Genomic DNA, 24,462 nt, shown 5'->3' with positions numbered 1-24,462 from the left:
CAATAAAATAAATAAAATAAAGCCATTCATATTTTTTAACACAAAATTATTTGGTCTAAATTTCCTGAATCAAAATATCAGTCCTGGTATGATACTAATTTCATCATAATTAGGAGGTAGAAATATGTACAAAAGAGTATTTCTTGTATTAATGTTTTTATTAGCATTCTCACCCAACACTAAACTTGGAAATGCACAAGTTATTCATGAGGTTAAGCAGGGTGATAGTTTGTTTAAAATTTCTGATCAATATAAAGTAAATAAAGATGAACTAGCAAAGCTGAATGGACTATCCAATAATTCTCAATTAGTATTAGGACAATCAATATTAATACCTGGGTCTACCTATTTTGTTCAACCAGGGGATAGTATTTGGAATATTGCAACTCGTCATACGATAAGTGAAAAAAGATTAATGAGTGTAAATAATTTAAATACGAGAGTACTTAAATCCGGACAAAAATTACTTATACCTAAACCTAAAAAAATGAGTGTTTGGACAGGAACGTACTTTGTACCAAAAGACAAGCACACCAATTCTTGGATGCTGGCAAATTATAAACGCACCCTATCAGGTATTTTTGTTTTTGAATATCGCTTCGATTACTCTGGAAATATAATAGAAGAAAATGAAAATCAGGCGCATATAACTGCTTGGAAAGAAAACCTTACACCGTTTGCAACACTTACTAATTTGAGTGAAAAAGGATTTGATCCTGATTTAACACACGGAATGATAAGTGAGTCGTGGCTTAGGAAAAAATTAATCAATAATATCTATTCTCTTCTTGACAGTCATGACTATAAAGGGGTAGTAATTGACTTCGAACAGGTTAGAAAAGCAGATCGAAACAATCTTAACTTGTTTATCAAAGAGCTGACCGAACGTTTACATCCGTCAGGAATGGAAGTAATGATGGCTGTCCCACCTAAAGAAGGAGATCATAGTCCCTCTCATTCAGTAGCATATGACTTTGCAGAACTAGGGAAATATCTAGATAAAATTTTCTTGATGACATACGATTGGCACTGGCCAGGTGGACCATCAGGACCTATTGCCCCAATAAACAAAGTAAGAGCCACCTTGGATTATGCGATTTCAGTTGTTCCTAAATCAAAAATTATGTTAGGCATCCCTCAATATGCTTACGATTGGACAATTACAGGGGAAAATAAAAAAGGTAAAGCATACTCAACACAAAAGGCAATTGATCTTTATACAGGTTATCGAAGCGAAGTTCATTATGACGAAGCTGCCGCTGCACCATGGTTTAGATATATAGATAAAGAAGGTTTACAACATGAGGTGTGGTTCGAAGATCCAAGAAGTTTACTTAGCAAATTTAAATTAGTGCGTGAATATGGACTTGCCGGTATGGGATGTTGGCATTTGGGATTAACAATGCCACAAACAGAGGAACTTCTGTTAGAGGAATTTAACATAATAAAGTAATTTATTCACTTTCCTAATCAAATATTATTCAAAATAAAAAGCCTAATTATTAATTTAATTTGGCTTTTTATATGCAAATTAATTCGAAATCAGACTATTGTATCCCTAAATATGTTAAGTATTCAATAGTTTATATTTAATCATTTGGATATCCATGCCTAGATAAAATCAGCTACTACCTATCAACCTTCTTGACACTAATCCAATGATTACGATACGGAAAAGCTGATTCTAACGGTATTTATAAAAATGATCGTGGTTTTGTTCATTGATAAAATTCTTGATGTTTATCTAAAGTCACGCTTTAATCGCGTTTTCGATATCTTTTTGGAGAAAAATCGATTCTTTCATTCTTCTTTCATCAATCACTTTTGAAATTTCTTCCATTTTAATTGAGTCATTTGAAATCTGTACCTTGTTTTCTTCCAATAACTCTTTATATGTTTTCTTTCTTTTCCTCATAACTTAACCCCCATTAAAATTTTTACATTTATAATAATTCAACGTAAAAGTGTACTTGTACTCCTCCCAAAAAGTTTTTCCTGAATACTTTTAATTCAAATGTTTTTAATTAAATATAATAATATTCATGAAAATTCCAATAGTCAACCGTTTTTATATAATTAATAATATAATATTATTTCCAATTTTTTATTTTAGTTTCTTGTTTTATTATAATTTGCAAGTAAGATGATAGGAAAAATCGATATAATTAATAGAAAATGGAAAATTTGTTGATAGGTATAAAGAATCCCCGAATCATTTATCCAAACCAATAATTGGCCACATAATGCAACTCCCAAAGAACCTCCTGTATACTGCATTAACAAGGAGAGCCCCAAACCGGAACCAATCAAGTTGTCCGGTAAAATTTGAGAAATCTCATTTGCCAGGGACGCAGTTATCGTAGACAATGATGGTGCAAAAAGTAAATATGCCATAGAAACAACTAATGGAGAATTCCCGATCCAGACACTGACTATAAAAAGTGCCAAGGTAATAATAAAATGTCCTATAATTAGAAACCTTAAATTATTGTATTTATCTATTAATCGTCCTATAAAAACCACTAATATGGATGATAACGTTGCTCCTGGAAAAATATATAATCCTACCATTAAAGGAGACTTCCCATACCAGTTTGTCAAAATTAATGGCATAAGAAACAACATCGCCATATTAAGAATGAACGAAAAAAACGCAATAGTAATTAATTTAAAATATTTGGTATTCTGGAAAAGTTTTGGTGGTATAAATGGGTTTTGCGTGGTACACAAACGAAAATATAGAGCTAAAATAGAAATTGAACTGATAAGAAGAAACATCCAATGAAATGTTGCAAAAGTAAGTAACAAATTAACCATACTCAAAACTAGGATTATAGCGCCGAATGCATCAAAGTAATTTCTTCTTGTACTCTCTTCAGGTAGTAGCATATATAGGAACGAACCTATAGGTATTATCATACATGTAACTAGAAACAGAGTTCGCCATCCAAAAAATTCTGTTATGCTCCCACCAAATAAAGGGCCTAATCCAAAAGCTAAGGCACTAGCTGAAGCAAGTATAGATATCGCTTGTCCTCTTTGTTTAACTGGGACATATCTTGCTGAAAGAACCATTCCTAGCCCGGGTATTGAGCCAGCTCCTATCGATTGAAAAACACGAGCTATAAGGAGTAAATTAAATCCATTGACAATAAAGCCTAAAATTGATGAAATTCCTAGAGTTATGATTCCATACAACATTAGTTTTCGTATTGGGATGAAATCTGACAGACGACTAAATATAATCGAGGACGCTGCAAATCCAATTGAATATGATGAAACAATCCAAGAAGCTTTCTCGGAAGTTATATTCAGGTCGTGTATAATGCTTGGAACCGATACATTAAACATTGTAGTATTAAGAACTATCAAAAAGGAACCAATAGCCCATACAGGGATAACCAATTTATAATTCATGGTGTAATCTCCATTTGTTAGATATATCTGAATTTTTATAGCTTTTTTAAAAGGGAAAGCATAAATGGAGTATTGACATTTTTGGCTTTTAAGATTCAATTAATTATTGCATTTCGAATTTTTCATCTCATTCCTTTAATTACCTTAGCGTTTTAGAGAAAAATTTAATAAAATGAAGCAGGCGCCACAGTCTTAAAAACTTTCAATCAATTAACAGGAGGTTCAAAATGAGAAAGTCCGTCTATATTTGTTTAACATTTATTTTTTTGTTTTTATACAACCATACTGTAAATGCTGATAGCATTACATCAGTCAATAATCAAGTTATCATTATTAATAAAGCCACAAATACGTTGGCTTTTTACGATGATTATAGACTAGTGAGAGTCTTCGCAGTTGCCACCGGAAAAGCAGAATCGTTCACACCTGAGGGTATCTATCCTATTGTAAATAAAATAAAAAATAGGCCATATTATAAAAAAAATATTCCCGGTGGAGATCCAAGAAACCCATTAGGTAATAGGTGGTTAGGTCTGGAAGTAAATGATACCTATGGAACTACTTATGCCATTCATGGAAATAATAATCCTGATTCAATTGGTAAGTATGCAAGTTTGGGATGCATTAGAATGCATAACGAAGATGTGGAATGGTTATACGAGAGGGTAGAGGTCGGAACTAATGTAATCATAGTAAATTCGAACGACTCCTTTCATACAATCGCAGCAAAATATGGTTATGATGTAGATACTTATTTTTATCAACATTACAATTGGTAGAATTTTTTTTAGGTAATATATCTCGAATTAAAGATTTTAACTAGACGAAATATTGTATTTTTATTCTCACAAAAGTAACAATGTACAAACTTTATCAAACTCATCACTTTTATTCCAAAAGCCTATAGCGTTGTTCGTTATAGGCTTACCATTATGCCGTACACACCTAAAAAGAACATTCGATTTTTTCCTATTTATACTATCAGCATTAATTGTTACCCCCTCTCGTTTATCTATGAAAATGATGGGTGCAACAAATCAATCAATATCCGCCAGTTTTTGATGCCAAACAATTGTGCGGTTTCATAGGCTTTTGATTAACAAGTATATGGAGAATGGTTTCGTTAAACGGTGGCAATCACTTTATGTACATGCGATTAGGATAATTTTTTGGTTATAGAGTTGTAGCAAATTTAGTGGAGCTATTAGGCATAGAAGCAGTATTAACACTTTGGGAGAAAAACGAATTTAAGGAAATGATGAAGGAGCAACATCGAATATTAATTTTGGGAGAACCTTCTACAGAGAACAATCGTAAGGAATGTTTGGCACCAACCTTTCTATTTCTAAAACCTGAAAGGCTAGTACCTTATTTATCCAGGGGGGAAATCTAGATAATTCTTAATAAAAAATGAAGGGATAGATTTAGAATGAATTTTATAGTTACAGAGAGTGCAAAGGAAGCATTACACAAAGTAGATAATAATTACATGATCCAATTATCGTTTGAACTAGGAGATTGTGATATTGTAAATAATATATATGAAATGAAAGTAATCCCTAGAAGAGATGCATATATATTTGAGAAAATAGAAGATACAGGAGCATTAAAATTTTTAATTGCCAAAAATTTCGAAGATCTTTATAGCGAAGAAGTTGTAATTGATTTTAATGGTCAACACTTTATTTTGAGAAACAAAAACCAAATATTTAATAACAAAGTGAAGTTAACGTATTGAATTATTGATAATGTAATGAAGCCATTTCTCTCAACTTAGCGAAAGTCTTTGTTTGAATGGGGCCAACTTTCCCAATTTTTCTGATGAAAATATGCTTAATCTGTATTATATCTAGTACGTCTTTTTCTGACGCTCCCTTTCTACTGAAGCATTTATTGTATTTAAATTCAAAGCGTGACAAAAAAGCTGCAGCCCCTTAATAATCAAGGGATTGCAGCTTTTTTATCGGATGATCTGAGAGGGATTCGAACCCCCGACCCCTACCCTGTCAAGGTAGTATTCTCCCGCTGAACTATCAGATCGCAATTTATAAGATGTAAGTTTAATTATAGATAGGACAGGTTTCTTTGTAAAGGATTTTTTATTTATTCTTGCAAAAATTAATAACCGCTCTTAAATGGAGAGCGGCTTCCACCATTAAATATGATTTGCTTCTTTTTCCCTCTTCCCTGCCCCGTAAGCATCCACCATCAACAGGATCGCAGTCACCGTATGCAGTGCCCAGCCAAGAATAGGGACCCAGCCCAAACACGAAGTGATAATACCCCATATACTCCCGTGCCTTTTTTCGCCTTCTTTACTACTGAAAACAAGCGTCACGATATGTAGAACAAGAAGTATGCCAAGCGGAGCATACAAAAAAGAGACGACGGTTAAACCTCCAATGACCGGAATGGCAAGAAAGGCTTCCAAGCCCCCCGTTACCCACTTTAAGATAGTAGAAATTTTCATATCTTCCTCTCCTTCTGCAAAATGAAAAATAAACTCCTTCTATATAGTATATGCTCGACCCCCAAGAATAAAACAGAATATACGTTCGCGTTTTACCTTGCATACAAAACATATGTTCGCATATAATGGTAATTGAAAGGAGTTCGGGTTGAATGCACAGATTACTATCCCTTTATTCTCAACGCCAGATGCCGATTGAAATGATCTACCTTGCAAAAAACGGCCAGATTACACAACGGGAAATATCCGTATTACATGTAAATGGAAATACAGTCTTCGCTTATTGCTATTTGCGTAAAACGAAGCGGACGTTTCTTTTGGAAAACATTCTATCTTTTGTTCCCGTAAAGAACAAAAGAAACTATATCTCATTATAATTTCCACTTTTGTCCTATTGTTTTAGTTTTGTCCAATGTGGTATTCTATACAGTAATATATTTTTCACTTTTACTATAAAGGAGAGGAGATTTAATGAGAGAAGTAACTTTAACAGATCTTTTTTTACACCCAATTACACAGAAATTCCTGCAGCGTTCCGGGGTGGCGCATGCACTCGAGGTGGCCAACCATGCATTTCATTTGGCGTTCAAATACAATGTCAGTGTCGACCTGGCCACAAAGGCGGCTCTTTTACATGATATAGGGCATTATGAATGGTATCGCCAAGGAAAATGGGACTATGAGCTTTATCGCGAAAATGATATCCATGCCATCAAAGGGGCAGAACGAGCTCATAAGCTGTTAATCCGTTTAGGAGAGAACCCCCAAAACGCAAAACAGATTTCCGTAGCCATCCTGCTTCATACCGACTCCTATCTTCCGGAATCCGATATTAAGCGAAGCCCTCTTCAAAAGGTTGTCAAGCTAGCCGATGAGATGGATGAAGAACAAGGTGGAAATCACCACTACAAACAAATTGATAAGATTACAGCACTAAAAAAAATCCAAAAGCTTGATCAACTGGTTGATCAATACCTTCCAAAGCAGAAGCTCCACTTAAACACCCAGGAAAAAACAATATAAAAACCCATACTAAATGATGCAAGAACAAGAGGTAGCCAATGCTGCCACCTCTTCAAATTTATAATGAAACCCCTTACTTTTCACCCCTATTTAAAAAGTAGTCGTAGCCGCTTATTTTCTGGAATCCGACTCCTTCATACAGCTTTAGGGCATTGATATTTTTTACGTCCACATCCAACCTTATCTTTTTACCGGGATAATTGTTCTCTATCATTTTGATTGCTCTCCTAAGAATCTCCCTCCCAATTCCCTTTCCGCGTTTTAACGGAGTGACAGTAAAAGCACTAATATACATCGAGCTTTCTTCATTAGAAATGGTCAACGTTGCAATATCTTTCCCCTCATATTTTATGAGATAAAGTTCAAATCCTTCCTGTGTTCGATTTCTTTCTAGTAATGGGGTAACACTGTCGTTGGCATGTTCAAAATGAAAACCGTCGCTCAACAAGTTGCCAATAATCTCAACATCCTTTTCCTCGGCCAAAAGGAATTCTATCTTCTGTTGCAGAATTGGATTTTCATCTCCATTCTCTGCTTTCTTGGAGTATTCCATCGTATATTCAGAAAAGCTATACGTTGCCTCTATTTTGTTCATCAAGCTTTTTGCTTCTGCCGAAGTCCCCGGACAGACGTACAGGATTTCATCAGCATCACGCTCTTTGCAAATTTCAAGGGCTTTATTCAACATCTCTGTAAATCTTCCAGCTTTTCGATGATCTGGATGGATCATCCCTGCAAGTTCCACCTTCGTTTTGACTAAAAAGGAATATACTCCTAAAAATCCTATTACCTTTGATCCTTTCTCATCATAGCTCAATAATAGGTCCAAATGACTTCCTTCCGCTTTTTGCAGCATCGATAGATTAATGCTTGCACTTACGGTATAGCCATCATGTTTCTCGCATTCTTTCAAAAGCTGGACTACATCCTGATATTCCTTTTGTGTTAAGAAGTTTCTTTGTTTGATATTCATTTGTCTATGCTCCAAATTAATTTTTTATCCTCCAAATAAAAACACCCATATCCACTATGAGTGTTCGACAACGTCCATATTTATTCCTTCCATACTATACTATTGAAGCTTTATTCTCTTACTTTTTTTAGGTCCTCTATGATTTCTTCAAATGGTACATCCATTCCGCTGTATTGTTCCCGTACATAACCTTCTTTGTCTACAAGAAAAATCCCTGTACTGTGCATATACTGGTCTGAGGACTCATCCTTGGCTGCAGGTACCATAAAGGAGACATTTGCAAACCTTTCAATATCCTCCTGCGAGTATCCCGTAACAAAGTCCCAACTGCTATAATCCGCTTCCACCTGATCTCCATATGCCTTTAACGCTGCTGGAGTATCTACATCCGGATCGATACTAAAGGAAACGATAGAGATATCAAGTCCTTCCTCTTCCAATTGGCGTTGTACTCTCGCCATATTCGCTGTCATTGGAGGGCATACCGTATCACAGTTTGTGAAGATGAAGTTGGCCAGCCAATATTCCCCTTTCTTATCAGAAGTCGCAAATGCCTCTTCGTCCTGGTTTTTTCCTGTAAGCTTACTTACTTCAAGCTCCATGGAAAACTCTTCATCCAAATTTATTTCCTTATCTGCACTGCATGCACCAAGCAATAGAATGGATAATATAAAAATACATGTTGCAAAAAATTGTTTCATAGTAAGACCCCCTAGTTAACTAAAGAAAAAGTGTCGAGACTATTATAGCCCGACACCCCACTTATGTGCTAGTTAATGAATTGTGTATCGATAAGATCTTTAAAATCTGGTTTTTCTTTAAGAAATTTCAGGTCAAAGGAAGAGTTTGCAAACTCCTGGATTACTTCCGCATCCACTTCATTTGTAAAACGGATTCTTTCCCATGCTGAGTCTACAACCTCTTTGGAAAGCTCCTGATTGGTTGATTCCTTGATGGAATTAATCGCTATCTCCTTTGATTCTTCCGGATTTTCTGAGATAAAGTCAACCGAATCTTGATGAGCTGCCACCAGCTTCTCCACAAGTTCCTTCTTTTCATCAATCAGTTTGCCCGTCGTTACAAAAATTGTATTAGGAAGAGTGGTTCCAAAAGATATTTCATTACTGTCCACAAGGATCTTTGCTCCATACTCAATGGATAGGACTGAAGCCCAAGGTTCCGGTACAGCTGCAGCATCCACCTTCTTCGATTCGAACATGCCCGCATATTGTGCAGGATTACCGGTTACATGCTTCAATGTACCACCGATCCGTGCAGATGAAAGTCCAAAGTCTTGCAGAAATGTTTCCATTTGCACATCATGTGTACAGCCTATTCCCGGAGTAATGAACGTTGCTCCATCAAGCTCTTCAACAGAAGTAATGCCACTTTCTTTGCTGGCAATAATGACCGTACCACCTGAGGAAGCGCCAGCAACAATCTTCACATCCGCTCCACTTGTATAGTTATTCATGACCGGTGCCGGACCAACGAGACCGCCATCGATATCGCCCGTTTTCAATGCTGTCATAAATGCTCCACCATCAGGGAATGTTTTATATTCCACTGTATATTCGTCACCCAAAGCTTTTTCATATAGGGCTTTTTCTCTTGCAACCATTGCCGGAACATGATCGATGTTAGGAAAATATCCGATTACTACTTTTTCCTTGCCATCCCCAGAACCGCTGCTTGAACCACAACCGCTTAGAACCCCCATCAAAAGCATTAATAGTGCACTGACTGCCAACCAACTTTTTTTCATTCTTCTTTCCTCCCTCGTTTATTCTCTATTTATGAATCCAAGCCCCAGCGACGAATGACATTTTTTTCGAAGCGCTGGAAGATGACTAAATCAACAATGGAACCAATGACACAAATAATGATGATGACACCAAACACAAGGCTCATCTGTCCGAAGTCTGCGGCATATTTTAACGTGTAGCCAAGCCCTGGTCCCATACTCAGAAGCTCTGCGGCCATCAATGCTCTCCATGCGAATGCCCAGGCGAGTCGTGCACCAGTCACCGCATATGGGACGGATGCAGGCAGAATGATTTTCCAGAACATTTCAATCCCAGATGCTCCCATGGTGGAAGCAGCCTTTATATAAAGAGGAGGTACACTCTTTATTCCCATTCTCATATTAATCGTCATCACCAAAGTACCACCCAGTGTGACAATGAAAATGATGGCTGTTTCATTAAAACCGAACCAGATGATGGCAAGTGGCAGCCATACAATGCTCGGTACACTTTGCAGTGCTAGCACGAGCGTCCCAAGGGTTTCATCCGCAGTTTTGGATTTAGCAAGCCAAATCCCCAGCAGGGTCCCAATAACCAAAGCGATAGCGAGACCTACAGCCAATCGTTTAAAGCTTGCCAATAGGTCATAGATCAATGTTTTATCGGCAAATCCAGATATTAGTGCATCCGCAACATTGGTCGGCTTTGGCATGAGATCCGGTGACCAGCCGATTATTCTCACTGCAAGCTCCCAGACTATAAATAGGGTTGCAAAAAATATAAGGCGCTTCACTCCTGGTTTCATTGCTTTAACTCCTCTTTCACGACTTTATCTATCTCTTTCTCAAGCATTCTGCTGATTTCCAGCTCCAGTTCGGTTACTGCTTCACTAGTTCTCATTCTGGGACGTGGCAAACCCACTTTGATATCTGCTATAATCGTTCCAGGTCTTGTTCCCATGACAAGGATTCTGTCAGAAAGCTTGATGGATTCATGAATGCTGTGAGTCACAAATAGAATCGTCTTTTTGGTTTGTAACCAAATGGTTTCCAACTCTTGCTGCAATCGCATTCTTGTTTGTTCATCCAGGGCTCCAAAAGGTTCATCCATCAGTAATACAGTGGGATCCATGGCAAGGGCACGTGCAATCGATACTCTTTGCTGCATTCCACCGGAAAGCTCGTGAGGATACTGTGTGAGGTTGCTTCCAAGCTGGACCATTTTCAGATAATGACCGGCACGCTTCAATCTTTCTTCTTTATTCTTCATATCTCTGATGGCAAAGAGGACATTTTCCTCGACCGTCATCCATGGAAATAAGGCTGCTTGTTGGAACACCATTCCCCTATCCTTACCAGGCTTTGTAATTACCGAGTCATGTAATCGGATTTCACCGTTGGTCGGCTTCAGTAACCCAGCCACCATGGAAAGTAAAGTGGATTTGCCACAGCCTGAAGGCCCTAGTATGGAAACAAATTCCCCTTCATCTATATTTACATTGATGGAGGAAAGGACGGTGTTTTCCACATTGTTTTGTACATATTGCTTCGTTATATCAGAAAGTTGTAAAAACAAAAGTATCACCTGCTTCATTTTAATTCTTATAATACTAATCGGATTAATTGGAATAAGAACTATTATATAACGTATGAATTTTTCGTCAATATATTGACAGCAAAAAATCAAATTATTTTTATCTTTTTTCAAATAAAGTCATGTGCGCAGGATACCTACTTTTTTAGGAAGATATGATATGATTATGACTAAAGCGCTTACCAGAGTGGAATAAGACATCATAGGAGGCTAAATTGATGAAAAAACAATCAGGAAAAATCGAAGAATTGAAACTATATAGCAATGAACTGCAAGAAGAAATGACCTTAATGGTTTACACACCTGCGAACTATTCGCCGCTCTATAAATACAATGTCCTTATTGCCCAGGACGGAAAAGACTACTTCACATTGGGCAGAATAGGAACAATTGCTGATCAGCTTTTAGAAAAAAAAGAAATTCAAAACACCATTATCATCGGGATACCATATAAGGATGTGTTGGATCGAAGAGAAAAGTATCATCCAGAAGGCAGCAAGCAGAGCGCATATGTCCGATTCCTTGCCCACGAACTGACACCATTTATCGATCGCGAATATCCGACTTATCAAATGGGGATGGGACGTGCGTTAATCGGTGATTCCTTAGGTGCTACCGTTTCACTCTTGACTGCCCTTTCCTATCCACATACATTTGGTAAAGTCATCATGCAGTCACCATATGTAGATGAAACAGTATTGAATAAGGTCGAGGATTTCCATCAGACATCCTTCCTTTCCTTGTATCATGTGGTTGGAACAAAGGAAACGGAAGTGCCTACCACCGATGGCAAAAAGAAAGATTTTATCGGCCCAAACCGTACACTTCATGAACGAATGAAGGAGAAGAACTTCTCCGTATTCTACGAGGAATTCGAAGGGACGCATACTTGGACTTATTGGCAGCCAGATCTGAGACAAGCACTGCCAAAAATGCTTTCATAACTATCAGAATTCTTTTCTATCTATTTACGTAAGATTACGATAAAATAAGGAAAAGAAATATTCATTTTTCTTATAAACAATACATAAGTAGGAGGGATATTGGATGAAATATGGAATCGCTATTTTTCCAACAAAAAAACTACAGGACTTTGTAAATTCTTATCGAAAACGGTATGATGCGCATTATGCGTTAATTCCGCCACATGTCACTTTGAAGACTGCGTTTGAAATTGATGAAAACGACATGAAATCTGTTACTGATGAGCTTTCTTCCATCGCAAAAGAAACTGCTCCAATCCCTTTGAATATCTATAAGGTAAGCTCCTTTGCGCCTGTTAATAACGTCATCTATCTAAAAGTTGATCCGAATCAAGAGCTGATTTCCCTACATGAAAAGCTGCACAATGGAACCGGCTATTTCAATGATAACCGTGAATTCTCTTTTGTGCCGCATATAACCATTGGTCAAAAATTATCCGATGATGAACATTCTGATGTACTTGGTGCATTAAAAATGACAGACATTGAGCATGAAGAAATCGTGGATCGCTTCCATTTGCTTTACCAGCTTGAGGATGGCATGTGGACAGTTTATGAAACATTTCGTTTTGGAAAGGACTGCTAAACCTTGCACGTACAATTAGTGGAAAATGAACAACAGCTCGAGGATGCTTATTCCGTTCGAAAAATCGTTTTTGTAGAAGAGCAATTAGTACCAATAGAAGAAGAAATTGATGATTTTGAAGCCGAAGCTGCCCATTTCGTCCTGTATGATGAAGATCAGGCAGTTGGAGCCGGACGCTTTCGGGTAATCGAAGACATCGGCAAAGTGGAACGAATCTGCGTACTTCCTTCCCACCGTATTGCCAGAGGTTCCGGTCGACAAATCATGAAATTCATTGAAGAATATGCCCATTCAAAAGGAGTCACTTCCCTGAAATTAAATGCTCAGACTCATGCTGAAGGCTTTTACTCCAAGCTCGGCTATCATACGGTTTCTTATATTTTCCTGGACGCAGGAATACCTCATGTGACTATGAAGAAAACCATTTAAATGTTAAAAGGCGAACTCCCATCAAATCTGGGTGTTCGCCTTTTTTTCATAATTCTCCCTAACTTGAGTACACTACTAGGAGGAAAACAAGTGAAGGATGACTGCCAAATTATGATGGAATATGGACGAATCACTGTAGAGTTGATTATAGGGTTTTGTGCACTATTTGCCCTTACCCAGCTCCTGGGGAAAACGCAGATTACCCAGATTACCCCATTTGATTTTATTTCAGCCTTAGTTTTAGGGGAACTTGTCGGAAACGCCTTATATGATGAAGATATTGGGGTTGTAAAAATACTTTTTACCGTAATACTATGGGGACTACTCATATATTTACTGGAAATGATTACACAAAAATGGGGACGCACAAGGTCATGGCTGGAAGGCCGGCCTTCCATTGTCATCCATAAAGGCCAGATAAATAAAAAAGAACTGAAAAAAGCGAAACTTGATATTGATCAGCTTCGCCACCTTCTACGTTCCAAAGGGGCATTCTCTCTAAGGGAAGTGGAATATGCAATTCTGGAAACCGATGGTACAGTCAGCGTCCTTAAAAAGTATGGATATGAAACCCCTATTAACAGGGATTTGAATGTGCAAAGCAAAGAAGTCACGCTTTCCATCCCACTCATTACCGACGGCCGTATCTTATCGGATAACCTGAAAGAGATCAATCTTACAGAGCAATGGCTATTATCAGAAATCAAGAAGCTGGGATACCACACTCCACAAGAGTTGATCTTTGCTGAATGGGAAAGGGGGATGCCATTATATGTAATCCCTTACATGGAGAGCAACTCGACCACCAACTGATTATTTTTCACTGCAAGATCAACCTTTTGTTCACTGATTAATTTTGTAAGATATGCTGTTACAGCTGTTCGAAAAAGCATGTAGGAAGGTGCATTTTTAATGACTACCGATTTATTGCTGCAACAGACTGCAACAAGATCTTCCAGAGTGATTCCGCTTTTACTTGCTCTAACATTTTCTTCTACTAATTGTTCGATTTCCTTATGTACGCTGATATTTTCTTCAATCGTCTTTACATAGTCCTCTTCAAAGCTTCCGTGTCCTGGTATCGCTCCCTTGCACGGAAGGCTTTTTATTTTCTCCAGACTCTCCAAAGTACGTGATGCATCCACGATATAAGGAATCCCGTGCTTGTCCAATGATTCTTTTCCAAAGTATCCGTCTGCGGCAAAAAGGATCTCTTCAGCTATAACTCCAAACTGATTATAGCTGTGACCTGGCAAGGCAATGGTTTGGAAGCAGACCTCCCCCACTTTCAGGTTCTCCTCTTCCATTAAAATGGTATCCACTCTGACAGGCTTCCCTTCCAGGAATTTGTTTCTCCAATGAGGCAATGGATAAACTCCATGAAATAAATATAGTGGCTCTAGTATCGGGTTCTCTAAAATAGCCGATTCCAGATTGGGGGCATATGTGTGAATCACCTGTTTTTGTTGAAGATAGGCGGCGCCTCCGTAATGATCCGCGTGAGCATGTGTAATGAATAGATGTGTCAAAGGCAACTCTTGTTCACCAAGGTACCTCAACACTTTTTTCATCGCCTGTTCGTCAAGCCCAGCATCCACCAACAGCCCCTCTTGAGAGGAAACTTTGATATATCCAATATTCACTGCACCTTGGAAATAACCAACTGATCCTGTTATCCATTGAAAATCCACATCAAGCACTTCCCTTTAAAAATGTCCTTCTATATAGATTCGTTTACATACCTTCCCTTTCCTGTTAATTCGGCCAATAAGTGCTCAGAAATATGTGAAGCAGCTTTTTCGCCCTTTTTTCCTCTGTACAAGCTGGTTCTGATGTTTTTCTGGATATCCTCCCAAGAGTACTGGGAATCAACTCGGTAGAATGCAGGTCTTATTACCGGATCCAATTTGATCGATTCCCTAGTTGTATTTATTCTATTCGCATATTGCGTATATGCATCCATTTGAACAGGCAAAACATAGCCCATGAACCATCACTCCTTTCTTCATTTTCCCCTTTTTTAGAAATTAACAAACTATTAATGCCACATGTCTTATTGATATATTATGTGTTACTATGAGAAGGATTGACTGTTAAAGGAGTTTTACAAATGAAGTCTGCCATTTGGAATGAACGATCCATACATTTAGAAAAAATGACGAGAGAACGCTATCAGGAAATATTTGAAGCAGGTGTTAAAGGCGAGCTCCAATGTACGGTCTGTGGAGAAGGCGTCAAACTCTATCTCGGTCTTCGAAATGAACCTCATTTCCACCATATACATACATCCATTGTCCATGAAATGCCACTAGAAGAACTGGAGACAGTACCGCAATCCAATACCCAAGAAGAAGTCTATGTAGAGCGTAATGGATTCCGTATTCCAAAATCCAGATCAATATCGACCGATTCCGGTACAAATGCTGTCAAACAAGTAAAATGGAAAAATCCTAAGCTGCTTTCCAAGCTGCCTATCTTTATTAAAGAAAATTCGGCTCCCCTTTCTACTTTAGGTGGGTTTTTCCAACAAATTAAGAAGAAAAATATTTTCCTTGATTTTGCCCAACAGGAAGCGGTAACCTCCATTGATGGGCCGCTTCTTGTTCTTGCTGGGGCTGGCAGCGGCAAAACTCGTGTTCTTACAACCCGGGTGGCCTATATGGTACAGGAAATAGGGATAGATCCCCGCTCCATAATGCTGATTACATTTACAGCAAAAGCCGCTAACGAAATGAAGGAAAGATTGCAAATGTATGAAGATCAGCATGCAAGGGTTTTTTCCACCCTTGTTGCAGGTACCTTTCATAGTATCTTCTATAAAATGCTGGCCCATCATCACCCCGCTCGCTGGAATGGGGATAACCTCATCAAGTGGGACTGGCAAAAGGAACAGTTTCTGAAATCAGCGGGGAGGAAAATCGGACTGGATGAAAAGGATTTCCCTTTTGATCAGGCAATTCAGCAGATCGGATTTTGGAAAAACAATATGCTGACACCGAAAATGATTACACCAAGCAATCAGGTTGAAGAACAAATTGCTAGCTTGTACAACGATTATGAGGATTGGAAAAAAGAGAAGCAATTGTTTGACTTTGATGATATGCTTATTGGCTGCTATGAGCTTTTATTGGAGAATCCCGCACTTTTAACCAGATATCAGGAACGCTTCCGCTACTTTCTGATTGATGAATTTCAGGACATCAACAAAGTGCAATATGAAACCATCAAGCTTCTCGCACCTGTAGGAAACATCTGTGCAGTTGGGGATGATGATCAAAGCATTTATGCTTTTAGAGGTAGTAATCCAGACTTCATCCTGAATTATCACCTTGATTTCCCCAACACCAAAGTGGTCACTCTATCTCAAAATTACCGCTCCTCCCACAGCATCGTTTCAGCAGCAAACCTGGTTATCCAAAAGAATAAAAGTCGAAAGCAAAAAAGAATGGTTGCTCAATATGACAATCAGACCTGGCCTGTGCTGTTCTTTCCCTATGATGAAGAAGAAGAAGCAACCTTGATTGTACAGGATATGAAGGAGCAGATCGAAAGGGGAAAACAGCCACGTGATTTTGCGGTATTGTATCGAACACATAGTGCAGCGAGAGCGATTTTCGAACGCCTTTCCCAGTCAGGCCTGCCGTTTACATTGGATCAGGATTATGAGAGTTTCTATAAGCGCCGCATTGTAAAAGCCATCCTTGGTTTTCTCCGTCTAAGCCGGGATCCGAACGATGTACAGGCATTTTCTGATATACTGCCTGCTCTATTCTTAAGGCAATCAAGCCTTCAGGATGCAAAAGCATTAAGTATTCTTGAGGATTGCAGTCTGGTAAAAACAATGAGTAAATTATCTAATCTTCAGCCATTTCAACTAAAGAAAATCAAAAGGATCGTACCACTGTTTTCAACTTTGAAAACGGTGACGCCACTTGTGGCACTTGAAATGATTGAAAAAGACATGGGCTTTGATGACTATATTAAGAAACGCGGGAATGAAGGCAATGCTCTTGAAAAGGGCTCGGATGATATTCGTGACCTAAAGGTTGTTGCAAAGAAATTCAATTCCATTTCCGCTTTCCTGGAGCATGTCGATGATATGATCGCCAAAACGGATGAGATGAAAAAGCTGAGCAAAAAGTACGGCAATGCTATTCATCTCTCGACCATCCATCGTTCAAAGGGGTTGGAGTATAATCATGTGTATATTCTAAGTGCAGTAGATGGGAGCCTCCCACATGATTTTTCCTTGGAGGCATTTCGTAATGGAGAACACCTGGCCCTTGAAGAAGAGCGCAGATTGCTTTATGTTGCCATGACACGTGCACAAGAAGCATTGTTTCTTTCCATCCCTGAAAACAGAAGAGGAAAAAAAACCTATATGTCACGATTCATTAAAGATATTCTATAAATCACCAAGCAATCCCTTCAAGTTGGGATTGCTTTTTTTATTTTCCTGGTGTGCTTTATAACGTTTAAAATATTCAAATTGGGGTATGTACCACTTATGAGAAGAACGGAACTGCAAATTCAGGCTGTTTTTGAAGCAAGAAAGGAGAATGATCTAACGATGCAATCCATTAGATCTAATTGTGCCATTACGGAATTGACAGATGAATCATTATTATTTGCATATGAAAATGCAAGAAAGAAAAATCTAGATTTTCACTTCATTCAGCTTTTGGAGGAAGAGATTGCAAAAAGACAGACCATTAAATTACATTCAAAAATCCCAAATTAATATAACGTAGCGACCTGATACATGATACTATTTAAATATACAGACTATTAAAAATGAAGGGGAATATTATGACAAAAACACTTCAAGACATAGAACAATGGACACAATTCCATCGTAAAACTGCTATAGCCCTCTTTAATCAAGTATGGGACCTGATGGAGAAGGAATCTCGTACGGAAGAGGAAGATTTTTTGATGGTACATAAAGCACACGCATCACGCTATCATTGGAATGAGATCGGGGAACCTGTACATTTTTCTCGTGGAGAATGGCAGATTTCAAGGGTATATGCTGTTTTGAAACGCCCAGAGCCTTCCCTGTATCACGCAAAACGCAATTTGGCCATTTGCCTGGAGCATAAGATACAGGACTTTGATTTGGCATTTGCTTATGAAGCCATGGCCCGTGCCTATAGTGTAGGCGGCGAGATAGAACTGAAAGAAGACTATTTGCGCCTGGCGCATGAAGCGTCTGCACATATTGAAAAAGCTGGAGACAGAAATTTGGTATTAAGCGATTTGGAAACAGTCTAACTTTAAAAAATCTGGCACTCGGTGGAGAGCCAGATTTTTTAAAAGCTATTTTTTCTTTTCATTTAACATTTTAGAAATGGTTCCCATGTCCACAGGCTTATTTCCATTAATCAATGTATTTACAATCTTATCTTCGAGTTCCTTAGGTACCTTTTTATTGGCAAGGGTGGCTACACGGCTGACAAGATTACGTACGGTCTGCTCATCCTTGAAGTTTGCATTTTGCATCGAATTTGCGAGTTCAAATACATCCTTCATATTTACCCCGGTTTTCTTCTCTATGCCTTTGAATAAATTATTGTCCACTATACATCCTCCTCTCGGATATACCTCATTGTATGTGTAAAAGAATGGGATTGTTACTTGGATACAGTTTCAATTCAGCGCCCTACATGAAAAAAAGCACGGTTATCCGCGCTTTTCTTCATTCTTTTCTATTTATCAATAGAATTTAGAAGCACCAACGATAATTAAAAGAATGAATAGAACGACAATCAGAACGAATGTACCGCCAGTATTGCCGCCACAGCCATAGCCATAACCAGGATATCCAGCTCCCCCTACGCCATAAGGATAGCCACCATAGTAACCCATAATCTCGCACCTCCTTAATGAAGATTCCCTATTATTATATGTGTATTTTCCCATTCGGTTTGGGCACATCTGAATAGAATATTCAAATAAAAAAAGCCGATGATAAATAAGGAAGATCCTTACTTCATCCGCTTCCAAGCTAATCCGTTTGGTCCATTCCATCCAATTTGCTTCGTGAACCTTCCATCCATTTTTCCAGATTTCCCATGTATTTGTTCAATCTAGCCTCCAACCATTGCGCATTCATTATAAAATCTTCGGCACTTGCAATATGATCCTTGCCGAGTTTTTCCGTCTCTTTCAGGTTTTCCATCACCTTCCACCGTTCAAACATAAACTTCAGTTGTTCTTCACCGAAATCAAAATCTCCCATGTTTTCACCTCAAAATAGTCTATGTAAAAGGTTGAAAAGATGGTCCTTCAATCCTTTAATAAAGGGCTCAATCTATCTTTAATACTCGCCAGCTGTCCAGAAATATCTTCATATAACCCCTTTTCAGTATGGGTGGGAGTAATCTTTGCTAAGTAGGAAAAGTCAGCCTCGCACTTTTCAAGAGTCAAAAGCACCAGCTGTCTTTCTTTCATTTTTTTCGGTGTCAATTTGTCATTATACAAATCCAGACTGATTCTCCCTTTAGAATCAACCTGCGCTAAAAAAACCGATTCCAGCAGCACCTGTTCTTTTTCCAACTGAGCCTTTAGCCATCCTCGATTTAACCCGATCTTGGCAAGCGGCTCGTCGAGTATATCACCGTCCATTATCACTGTCTGCGGTTCGGTAATATGCGGCTTGTCCGAATAAATGTCCCCATAGGTTATCGGCTGGTGTTCCTTCTTTAAAAGAACACTTAGATCGCCGTTTGATTCCAAGGTAGCAAACTCAATATAATCAATGTTGAATATATCCTTCTTCCGCAGCTGTTCCATCAATTCATCAATCGAATATTTTTCTTTTCTCAAATTTTGTTCTAGGATTTTCCCATTTTCTATAAAAACGGTAGCATTTCCTTCAATAATATCCCGAAATCTTTTTGACCTGAGAGAAATCTGAGAAATGACCAAGGGAAACAGTGACCATATAAGAATACTGGTAATCCCATTCACCACTTGGAGATCGGGATCCATGGACAATGTGCCTGCTATATCCCCTATCGTTATACCTACAATATATTCAAAAAAGGAAAGCTTCGAAAGCTGCTTTTTCCCTAATAACTTGGTTATGATAAAAAGTCCTATAATGATGGAGAAAGAACGAATCGCAATCTCTGTCCATTGCGGCATATCGCGCCAGCCCCTTTTTTAATTTCCTTGTGTCGATTGGTTTTGATTTTTCAGTTTCATGTTGATGGTAGAAACAAGTTCATCGATTTTCATCATGGATTCGTGGTAGCTCTGCTGTGCCCCCTCATCCTCCGCTTCCATGGCAAAAACATGAAGACTGCTGCGTACCATCTTTAATGAAGCAAGATTATAGCTTAAAATTAATTTTTCTTCCATGTCCCTTATCCTTTCGGCTTGAAGAGTAATGCTCCAATAAATCCGAAGACAATGGCTGCTGAGATACCTGAACTCGTCACTTCGAACATTCCGGTCAGCACTCCAACCAGCCCATGCTTGGATGCCTCCTCCAATGCTCCATGAACCAATGAATTCCCAAAACTTGTAATAGGGACCGTCGCCCCTGCACCTGCAAATGCGATCAATGGTTCATATAGACCCATTCCGTCAAGAATCGCCCCTGCTACAACCAATGCACTCAAGGTGTGGCCAGGGGTAAGCTTGAATACATCAAACATGATTTGACCAATGACACAAATGAGCCCTCCGACGACAAACGCCCAAAAAAACGATAGCAGCATGCTAATTTCCTCCCATCTCAATTGATACAGCGTGTGCAATACAAGGAATGGATTCTTTTTGTTGAAAGGATAAAGGAGATAATAATGCCCCAGTGGCGACCATCAGAAGCCGCTTTATGTTTCCTTTCTTCATTTCATTTAGGAGGTGTCCATAAAAAACGGTAGCTGAGCAGCCTGCCCCACTTCCTCCTGCTAGCACTGGCTGATCTTTTTTATAAATCAACAACCCTGCATCCTGATATTGCTGCTCATTAATCGAGAATCCACCCTCACGCAAGAGATCAAGCGATACCTGTCTTCCGATCTCTCCAAGATCCCCAGTTACGATCAAATCATAGTAGGAGGGATCTCTTCCAAGGTCCTTAAAATGCGCTTTTAATGTATCAACTGCCGCCGGAGCCATGGCACCACCCATATTGAACGGGTCCGTTAAACCCATATTTATCACTTTACCGATTGTTGCAGCTGTCACATGCGGTCCTACGCCTACATTCCCAATAAGCCCTACACCTGCTCCGGTTACCGTCCATTGTGCTGTCGGAGGTTTCTGTCCTCCATATTCCGTCGGGTAACGGAACTGCTTTTCTACTGCCGTATTATGGCTGGATGCCCCTGTCAGACAGTACTGCGCTCCACCATAGTTCACAAGAAAGCTTGCCAGCGCCAGACCTTCCATCGATGTTGAACAGGCTCCAAATACACCTAAATAGGGAGTACCCAAAGTTTCAGCAGCAAAGTTCGTCGGAGTCATCTGATTGATTAGGTCACCAGCCAGTATGAATTGCACATTCTCCAACTCCAGATTTGCTTTTTGCACCGCCCTGTTGCATGCATCCTCCAGCAGTACCTTATGCGCCTTTTCATAACTATCTTCTTCCAGCCAAAGATCTTTGTGTAATAAATCAAAATCATCGGCAAGCAGACCATTTGCCTCAAAAGGACCGCCAACTGCCGCTCCTGAGAGAATAACCGGCTTATTTGCAAATGTCCAAGATTGTTTTCCTTTTAGCATCAGAAACCTCCTATCTGCATGATGACCGTTTTAATAAGTGCAACAACAAATGCGGAAAACACACCGAACAGAATCACAGATCCTGCTAGCTTAAACATATTGGAACCTACTCCTAGAACAAATCCCTCTGTGCGGTGTTCAATACAAGCAGAGATTACAGCATTACCAAACCCTGTGACAGGAACAGCACTGCCAGCCCCGCCAAATTGGGCAATTCGATCATATACACCAAAGCCTGTTAACAGCATGGAAAGGAAAATCATCGTAGCGACTGTCGGATTCCCTGCTGTAACTTCTGTAAAATTCAAGAAATGGATATAACAAAGCTGAATAGCCTGTCCTACGATACAAAAGATTCCTCCAACCAAAAAGGCGATGAGGCAATTCTTCCAGACCGGTCTTTTTAGTTCCCTTTGCTGTTCAAATTGCTGGTATTCTTTCTGCTCGGGTGTTGGCTGATTATTTTTTTTACTCAAAAGGTATCCACCCTTTCTATGCTTTCTCTTTTCGAAGATCATCAATTTTTTTGATTCGCTTATTAATTTCTTTTTTGGTGAGATTTTTTTCCTTGATGTCCTTACGCAATCTTTCTATTTCCAGACGTATTTTCAGATCATGGGAAACAATCACATTCTCATCCGGAAACTCTTTTTCCAAGGCCTTTTTCACCTTAGCTTCAATCTGTTCTGTGAAGAACTTCTGATATTGGGTAACATGAAAAGCGACAAGCAGCTCATCCTCAGCATCATATGCAACCGCACCCTTTACTTCTTTGAAATCAATTGCAATTTCTTCTGCCCTTTTTTCCTTTTCGGATTTCTCTTTTTTCTTTGTAGAGGTCTGTGTTACGGCATCTTTCACCCTTTCATCAAAATCTCCTCCGCCACAGGCACTGACAATCTGAAGTAAAAAAAGTAGTACAAAAACAGCTTTCCAATATCTCATCTTTTCACCTTCCTATAAAGTACTCTATCCTTTAATATTCTTATCCTGATGAAAATTATGTAATAAAACAAAAGCGGCCATTCTTAGATGGCCGCTTTGATCAAGAGATTATTCGATTTACGATACTTTCAATGATTCCTGCCAGACCTGCTGCAGCTAAAATAACTAGCATTGGCTTTCCTGCGAATGGGTACAGGTAGAAGAAGAAAAAAAGGCCAGCTGCCACCCATATTCCCGTACACCAATGACAGCTTAAGAGCTCTCCGAACCAACCACGCAACCCTTTTCCCTTTATGAGGACATACGTTTCCATTTCACCATTTTCATTCTCTTCTTCCACTTCTTCAATAAAAGGCTTCCTTAAAAAATAGGTTATTTTATCGGTAATGATCAGCCGGGTCAAACGAAAACTTGCAAGCCCCAATAAAAGGAACCAATACCATTCATCCAAAATAAAAACCCCCCTTCCCATACATGGTTATGTCAGGAAGTGAGATTCTATAATAAAAAGCTTAATCAGTCGTTATTATTTTTTTCTTTCCGCACCCGCACCCAGAGGTTTTCTTTACTTTTTTTCTTGGCGAAGAAGATGTGGAAACAATTACATTAGGAGAGATATTCCTTGTTTGGGGCTGAGACTTGGAATAGTGATAATAATTCATAGCGCAAACCTCCATCTTGGTCATAAATATGAATCAACTTATATCATATTATGCAGAGATGACCATTTTGTCTTCCGCCATTGCACAAATTCATTGAAGCAATTTTTTCTTTTATATTTCTTTTTTCACATTATTATAGAACCAGCTTTGAATTTTTGGTTCCTCACTATTGGAAGGCTTATCAGATGTCGCTTGGGCTTTCTCTTCCTTCCATTCTGCCACCACCGTATGATTAGGGAAAAAAATATTTGCCTTCTTTTCGAGATTTCCGACAAACGCACGCAAATTACTCATTTCTTCATGCACTATGGAGTTTTCTTCACGGGCACCCTTCAAATCTTCTTCCAACTGTGTTACTTTCTTTCTAAATTCCACATTCTCCCGCTCCAGATTTTCATTCACGGAAACTACCGTCTGCATTCCCTCTCGCAGCTGTTCATTTTCTTTTCCTAAATCCACTACTTTTCGGTTGGACTGGATGAGGTGGCTTTCAAGATCTGCAATAATGCCTTTTTGATTCTTTGCTTCCTGCACTAATTCCAGATTTTCTTTTGATAATTTTGACAGACCCTCTTCCGATTTTACAAGCTCTCGTTGAACTGTGTGGAGTTGCTGCTGGGAGTCATCCAATTCTAGTTGCACTGTTTTGCATTGAAGTTTTGCTTCATCTAATTGATGTTGGAGTGTTTCGCATTGCTCGTTTGAGTAAACTAATTCCTGCTGGACGGCTTGATATTGCTGTTTTGAGTCATCTAAATCGTTCTGCAAGGTTTGGCATTGTTGTTTAGCATCTTCTAATTCTTGTTGGAGTGTTTGGCATTGCTCGTTTGAGTTAAATAATTCCTGCTGGACTGTTTGGCATTGGTGCTGTGATTCTTCCAATTCTTGTTGAATAGT

33 protein-coding genes and 1 tRNA gene are annotated in these 24,462 nt (G+C 38.8%); 12 read left to right on the top strand and 22 right to left on the bottom strand.

Annotated elements, in window-relative coordinates; all coding sequences use genetic code 11:
* Positions 1–124: 124 nt before the first annotated feature.
* A complete protein-coding gene (locus ACQCT5_RS15280) occupies positions 125–1,453 on the top strand; it encodes a glycoside hydrolase family 18 protein (RefSeq protein ID WP_499642862.1) in 1,329 nt (442 codons plus the stop codon).
* A gap of 297 nt (positions 1,454–1,750) precedes the next feature.
* Here the strand turns inward: ACQCT5_RS15280 and ACQCT5_RS15275 are convergent, their stop codons facing one another.
* Both ACQCT5_RS15275 and ACQCT5_RS15270 read right to left on the bottom strand, forming a co-directional pair.
* Positions 1,751–1,915, bottom strand: coding sequence for an FbpB family small basic protein (locus ACQCT5_RS15275; protein WP_499642861.1), 165 nt, complete (start codon positions 1,913–1,915; stop codon positions 1,751–1,753).
* A 194-nt stretch (positions 1,916–2,109) separates the two neighbouring features.
* On the bottom strand, positions 2,110–3,417 hold the full coding sequence (locus tag ACQCT5_RS15270; protein ID WP_499642860.1) for an MFS transporter: 1,308 nt from the start codon (positions 3,415–3,417) through the stop codon (positions 2,110–2,112).
* Positions 3,418–3,644: 227 nt separating this feature from the next.
* On the opposite strand from ACQCT5_RS15270, the gene ACQCT5_RS15265 reads away from it, so the two are divergent.
* Together ACQCT5_RS15265 and ACQCT5_RS15260 are read left to right on the top strand one after the other, a co-directional pair.
* Complete coding sequence (locus tag ACQCT5_RS15265) at positions 3,645–4,196, top strand: L,D-transpeptidase (protein WP_499642859.1); 552 nt, start codon at positions 3,645–3,647, stop codon at positions 4,194–4,196.
* Positions 4,197–4,846: 650 nt separating this feature from the next.
* Positions 4,847–5,155, top strand: coding sequence for an iron-sulfur cluster biosynthesis family protein (locus ACQCT5_RS15260; protein ID WP_499642858.1), 309 nt, complete (start codon positions 4,847–4,849; stop codon positions 5,153–5,155).
* Positions 5,156–5,385: 230 nt separating this feature from the next.
* On the opposite strand, the gene ACQCT5_RS15255 is transcribed toward ACQCT5_RS15260, so the two are convergent.
* Positions 5,386–5,457, bottom strand: a tRNA-Val gene (locus ACQCT5_RS15255).
* A gap of 115 nt (positions 5,458–5,572) precedes the next feature.
* A complete protein-coding gene (locus ACQCT5_RS15250) occupies positions 5,573–5,887 on the bottom strand; it encodes a hypothetical protein (RefSeq protein ID WP_499642857.1) in 315 nt (104 codons plus the stop codon).
* A 152-nt stretch (positions 5,888–6,039) separates the two neighbouring features.
* Between ACQCT5_RS15250 and ACQCT5_RS15245 the strand changes: the two genes are divergently transcribed.
* A complete protein-coding gene (locus tag ACQCT5_RS15245) occupies positions 6,040–6,264 on the top strand; it encodes a hypothetical protein (RefSeq protein WP_499642856.1) in 225 nt (74 codons plus the stop codon).
* A 94-nt stretch (positions 6,265–6,358) separates the two neighbouring features.
* Positions 6,359–6,910 (top strand): HD domain-containing protein, encoded by a 552-nt coding sequence (locus ACQCT5_RS15240; protein WP_499642855.1) that lies wholly within the window; start codon positions 6,359–6,361, stop codon positions 6,908–6,910.
* A 73-nt stretch (positions 6,911–6,983) separates the two neighbouring features.
* On the opposite strand, the gene ACQCT5_RS15235 is transcribed toward ACQCT5_RS15240, so the two are convergent.
* The 5 genes from ACQCT5_RS15235 to ACQCT5_RS15215 all read right to left on the bottom strand — a co-directional run bounded on the left by ACQCT5_RS15235 (position 6,984) and on the right by ACQCT5_RS15215 (position 11,203).
* Positions 6,984–7,883, bottom strand: coding sequence for a GNAT family N-acetyltransferase (locus tag ACQCT5_RS15235; protein ID WP_499642854.1), 900 nt, complete (start codon positions 7,881–7,883; stop codon positions 6,984–6,986).
* A gap of 110 nt (positions 7,884–7,993) precedes the next feature.
* A complete protein-coding gene (locus ACQCT5_RS15230; protein ID WP_499642853.1) occupies positions 7,994–8,584 on the bottom strand; it encodes an SCO family protein in 591 nt (196 codons plus the stop codon).
* 68 nt (positions 8,585–8,652) lie between these two features.
* A complete protein-coding gene (locus ACQCT5_RS15225) occupies positions 8,653–9,648 on the bottom strand; it encodes an aliphatic sulfonate ABC transporter substrate-binding protein (protein WP_499642852.1) in 996 nt (331 codons plus the stop codon).
* A gap of 29 nt (positions 9,649–9,677) precedes the next feature.
* Positions 9,678–10,433 (bottom strand): ABC transporter permease, encoded by a 756-nt coding sequence (locus ACQCT5_RS15220; RefSeq protein ID WP_499642851.1) that lies wholly within the window; start codon positions 10,431–10,433, stop codon positions 9,678–9,680.
* Positions 10,430–11,203, bottom strand: coding sequence for an ABC transporter ATP-binding protein (locus tag ACQCT5_RS15215; RefSeq protein ID WP_499642850.1), 774 nt, complete (start codon positions 11,201–11,203; stop codon positions 10,430–10,432). Before ACQCT5_RS15215 ends, ACQCT5_RS15220 begins: the two co-directional genes overlap by 4 nt.
* A 236-nt stretch (positions 11,204–11,439) precedes the next feature.
* Between ACQCT5_RS15215 and ACQCT5_RS15210 the strand changes: the two genes are divergently transcribed.
* The 4 genes from ACQCT5_RS15210 (at position 11,440) to ACQCT5_RS15195 (ending at position 14,032) form a co-directional block, all read left to right on the top strand.
* A complete protein-coding gene (locus tag ACQCT5_RS15210) occupies positions 11,440–12,165 on the top strand; it encodes an alpha/beta hydrolase (protein WP_499642849.1) in 726 nt (241 codons plus the stop codon).
* 103 nt (positions 12,166–12,268) lie between these two features.
* The gene (locus ACQCT5_RS15205) at positions 12,269–12,790 is read left to right on the top strand and encodes a YjcG family protein (RefSeq protein WP_499642848.1); all 522 of its coding nucleotides are present in this window, start codon (positions 12,269–12,271) and stop codon (positions 12,788–12,790) included.
* A gap of 3 nt (positions 12,791–12,793) precedes the next feature.
* Positions 12,794–13,219, top strand: coding sequence for a GNAT family N-acetyltransferase (locus ACQCT5_RS15200; RefSeq protein ID WP_499642847.1), 426 nt, complete (start codon positions 12,794–12,796; stop codon positions 13,217–13,219).
* Between the two features lie 111 nt (positions 13,220–13,330).
* Entirely contained in the window at positions 13,331–14,032 is a 702-nt protein-coding gene (locus ACQCT5_RS15195; RefSeq protein WP_499643107.1) for a DUF421 domain-containing protein, read from the top strand.
* Here ACQCT5_RS15195 and ACQCT5_RS15190 read toward each other — a convergent pair.
* Together ACQCT5_RS15190 and ACQCT5_RS15185 are read right to left on the bottom strand one after the other, a co-directional pair.
* Positions 14,002–14,910 (bottom strand): MBL fold metallo-hydrolase, encoded by a 909-nt coding sequence (locus ACQCT5_RS15190; protein WP_499642846.1) that lies wholly within the window; start codon positions 14,908–14,910, stop codon positions 14,002–14,004. The two genes, ACQCT5_RS15195 and ACQCT5_RS15190, sit on opposite strands and share 31 nt — an antisense overlap.
* Positions 14,911–14,939: 29 nt before the next feature.
* Positions 14,940–15,206 (bottom strand): hypothetical protein, encoded by a 267-nt coding sequence (locus ACQCT5_RS15185; RefSeq protein WP_499642845.1) that lies wholly within the window; start codon positions 15,204–15,206, stop codon positions 14,940–14,942.
* Between the two features lie 123 nt (positions 15,207–15,329).
* Here ACQCT5_RS15185 and ACQCT5_RS15180 point away from each other — a divergent pair, with 123 nt between their 5' ends.
* The 3 genes from ACQCT5_RS15180 to ACQCT5_RS15170 all read left to right on the top strand — a co-directional run bounded on the left by ACQCT5_RS15180 (position 15,330) and on the right by ACQCT5_RS15170 (position 18,493).
* On the top strand, positions 15,330–17,630 hold the full coding sequence (locus ACQCT5_RS15180) for an ATP-dependent helicase (RefSeq protein WP_499642844.1): 2,301 nt from the start codon (positions 15,330–15,332) through the stop codon (positions 17,628–17,630).
* A gap of 96 nt (positions 17,631–17,726) precedes the next feature.
* Positions 17,727–17,960, top strand: coding sequence for a sporulation histidine kinase inhibitor Sda (gene sda / locus ACQCT5_RS15175; RefSeq protein ID WP_499642843.1), 234 nt, complete (start codon positions 17,727–17,729; stop codon positions 17,958–17,960).
* Between the two features lie 68 nt (positions 17,961–18,028).
* A complete protein-coding gene (locus tag ACQCT5_RS15170; RefSeq protein WP_499642842.1) occupies positions 18,029–18,493 on the top strand; it encodes a hypothetical protein in 465 nt (154 codons plus the stop codon).
* A gap of 45 nt (positions 18,494–18,538) precedes the next feature.
* Here the strand turns inward: ACQCT5_RS15170 and spoVIF are convergent, their stop codons facing one another.
* The 11 genes from spoVIF to ACQCT5_RS15115 all read right to left on the bottom strand — a co-directional run.
* The gene (spoVIF, locus tag ACQCT5_RS15165; protein WP_499642841.1) at positions 18,539–18,799 is read right to left on the bottom strand and encodes a sporulation-specific transcription regulator SpoVIF; all 261 of its coding nucleotides are present in this window, start codon (positions 18,797–18,799) and stop codon (positions 18,539–18,541) included.
* A 135-nt stretch (positions 18,800–18,934) separates the two neighbouring features.
* A complete protein-coding gene (locus ACQCT5_RS15160) occupies positions 18,935–19,087 on the bottom strand; it encodes a YjcZ family sporulation protein (protein ID WP_386641807.1) in 153 nt (50 codons plus the stop codon).
* Between the two features lie 139 nt (positions 19,088–19,226).
* Positions 19,227–19,460 (bottom strand): hypothetical protein, encoded by a 234-nt coding sequence (locus ACQCT5_RS15155; RefSeq protein WP_499642840.1) that lies wholly within the window; start codon positions 19,458–19,460, stop codon positions 19,227–19,229.
* Between the two features lie 47 nt (positions 19,461–19,507).
* A complete protein-coding gene (locus ACQCT5_RS15150; protein WP_499642839.1) occupies positions 19,508–20,368 on the bottom strand; it encodes a DUF421 domain-containing protein in 861 nt (286 codons plus the stop codon).
* A gap of 18 nt (positions 20,369–20,386) precedes the next feature.
* Entirely contained in the window at positions 20,387–20,584 is a 198-nt protein-coding gene (locus ACQCT5_RS15145; RefSeq protein ID WP_499642838.1) for a DUF1657 domain-containing protein, read from the bottom strand.
* A 5-nt stretch (positions 20,585–20,589) separates the two neighbouring features.
* Entirely contained in the window at positions 20,590–20,946 is a 357-nt protein-coding gene (gene spoVAE, locus ACQCT5_RS15140; RefSeq protein ID WP_499642837.1) for a stage V sporulation protein AE, read from the bottom strand.
* A 1-nt stretch (position 20,947) separates the two neighbouring features.
* On the bottom strand, positions 20,948–21,958 hold the full coding sequence (spoVAD, locus tag ACQCT5_RS15135; RefSeq protein WP_499642836.1) for a stage V sporulation protein AD: 1,011 nt from the start codon (positions 21,956–21,958) through the stop codon (positions 20,948–20,950).
* Entirely contained in the window at positions 21,958–22,434 is a 477-nt protein-coding gene (spoVAC, locus tag ACQCT5_RS15130) for a stage V sporulation protein AC (RefSeq protein ID WP_499642835.1), read from the bottom strand. The genes spoVAD and spoVAC overlap by 1 nt, the downstream gene beginning before the upstream one ends.
* A gap of 16 nt (positions 22,435–22,450) precedes the next feature.
* Complete coding sequence (locus ACQCT5_RS15125) at positions 22,451–22,903, bottom strand: YhcN/YlaJ family sporulation lipoprotein (protein WP_499642834.1); 453 nt, start codon at positions 22,901–22,903, stop codon at positions 22,451–22,453.
* Positions 22,904–23,003: 100 nt separating this feature from the next.
* Positions 23,004–23,357 carry a DUF1360 domain-containing protein gene (locus ACQCT5_RS15120; protein WP_499643105.1) on the bottom strand — a complete coding sequence of 118 codons (354 nt, stop codon included), beginning with the start codon at positions 23,355–23,357 and terminating at the stop codon, positions 23,004–23,006.
* A gap of 319 nt (positions 23,358–23,676) precedes the next feature.
* Positions 23,677–24,462, bottom strand: a 786-nt coding sequence (locus ACQCT5_RS15115; RefSeq protein ID WP_499642833.1) for a hypothetical protein, incomplete at its 5' end; no start/stop codon positions are given.

The organism is Sutcliffiella halmapala (genome assembly GCF_050107295.1).
Classification (GTDB): domain Bacteria; phylum Bacillota; class Bacilli; order Bacillales; family Bacillaceae_I; genus Sutcliffiella_A; species Sutcliffiella_A halmapala_A.
This window is presented reverse-complemented; position numbering and strand designations above follow the sequence as displayed.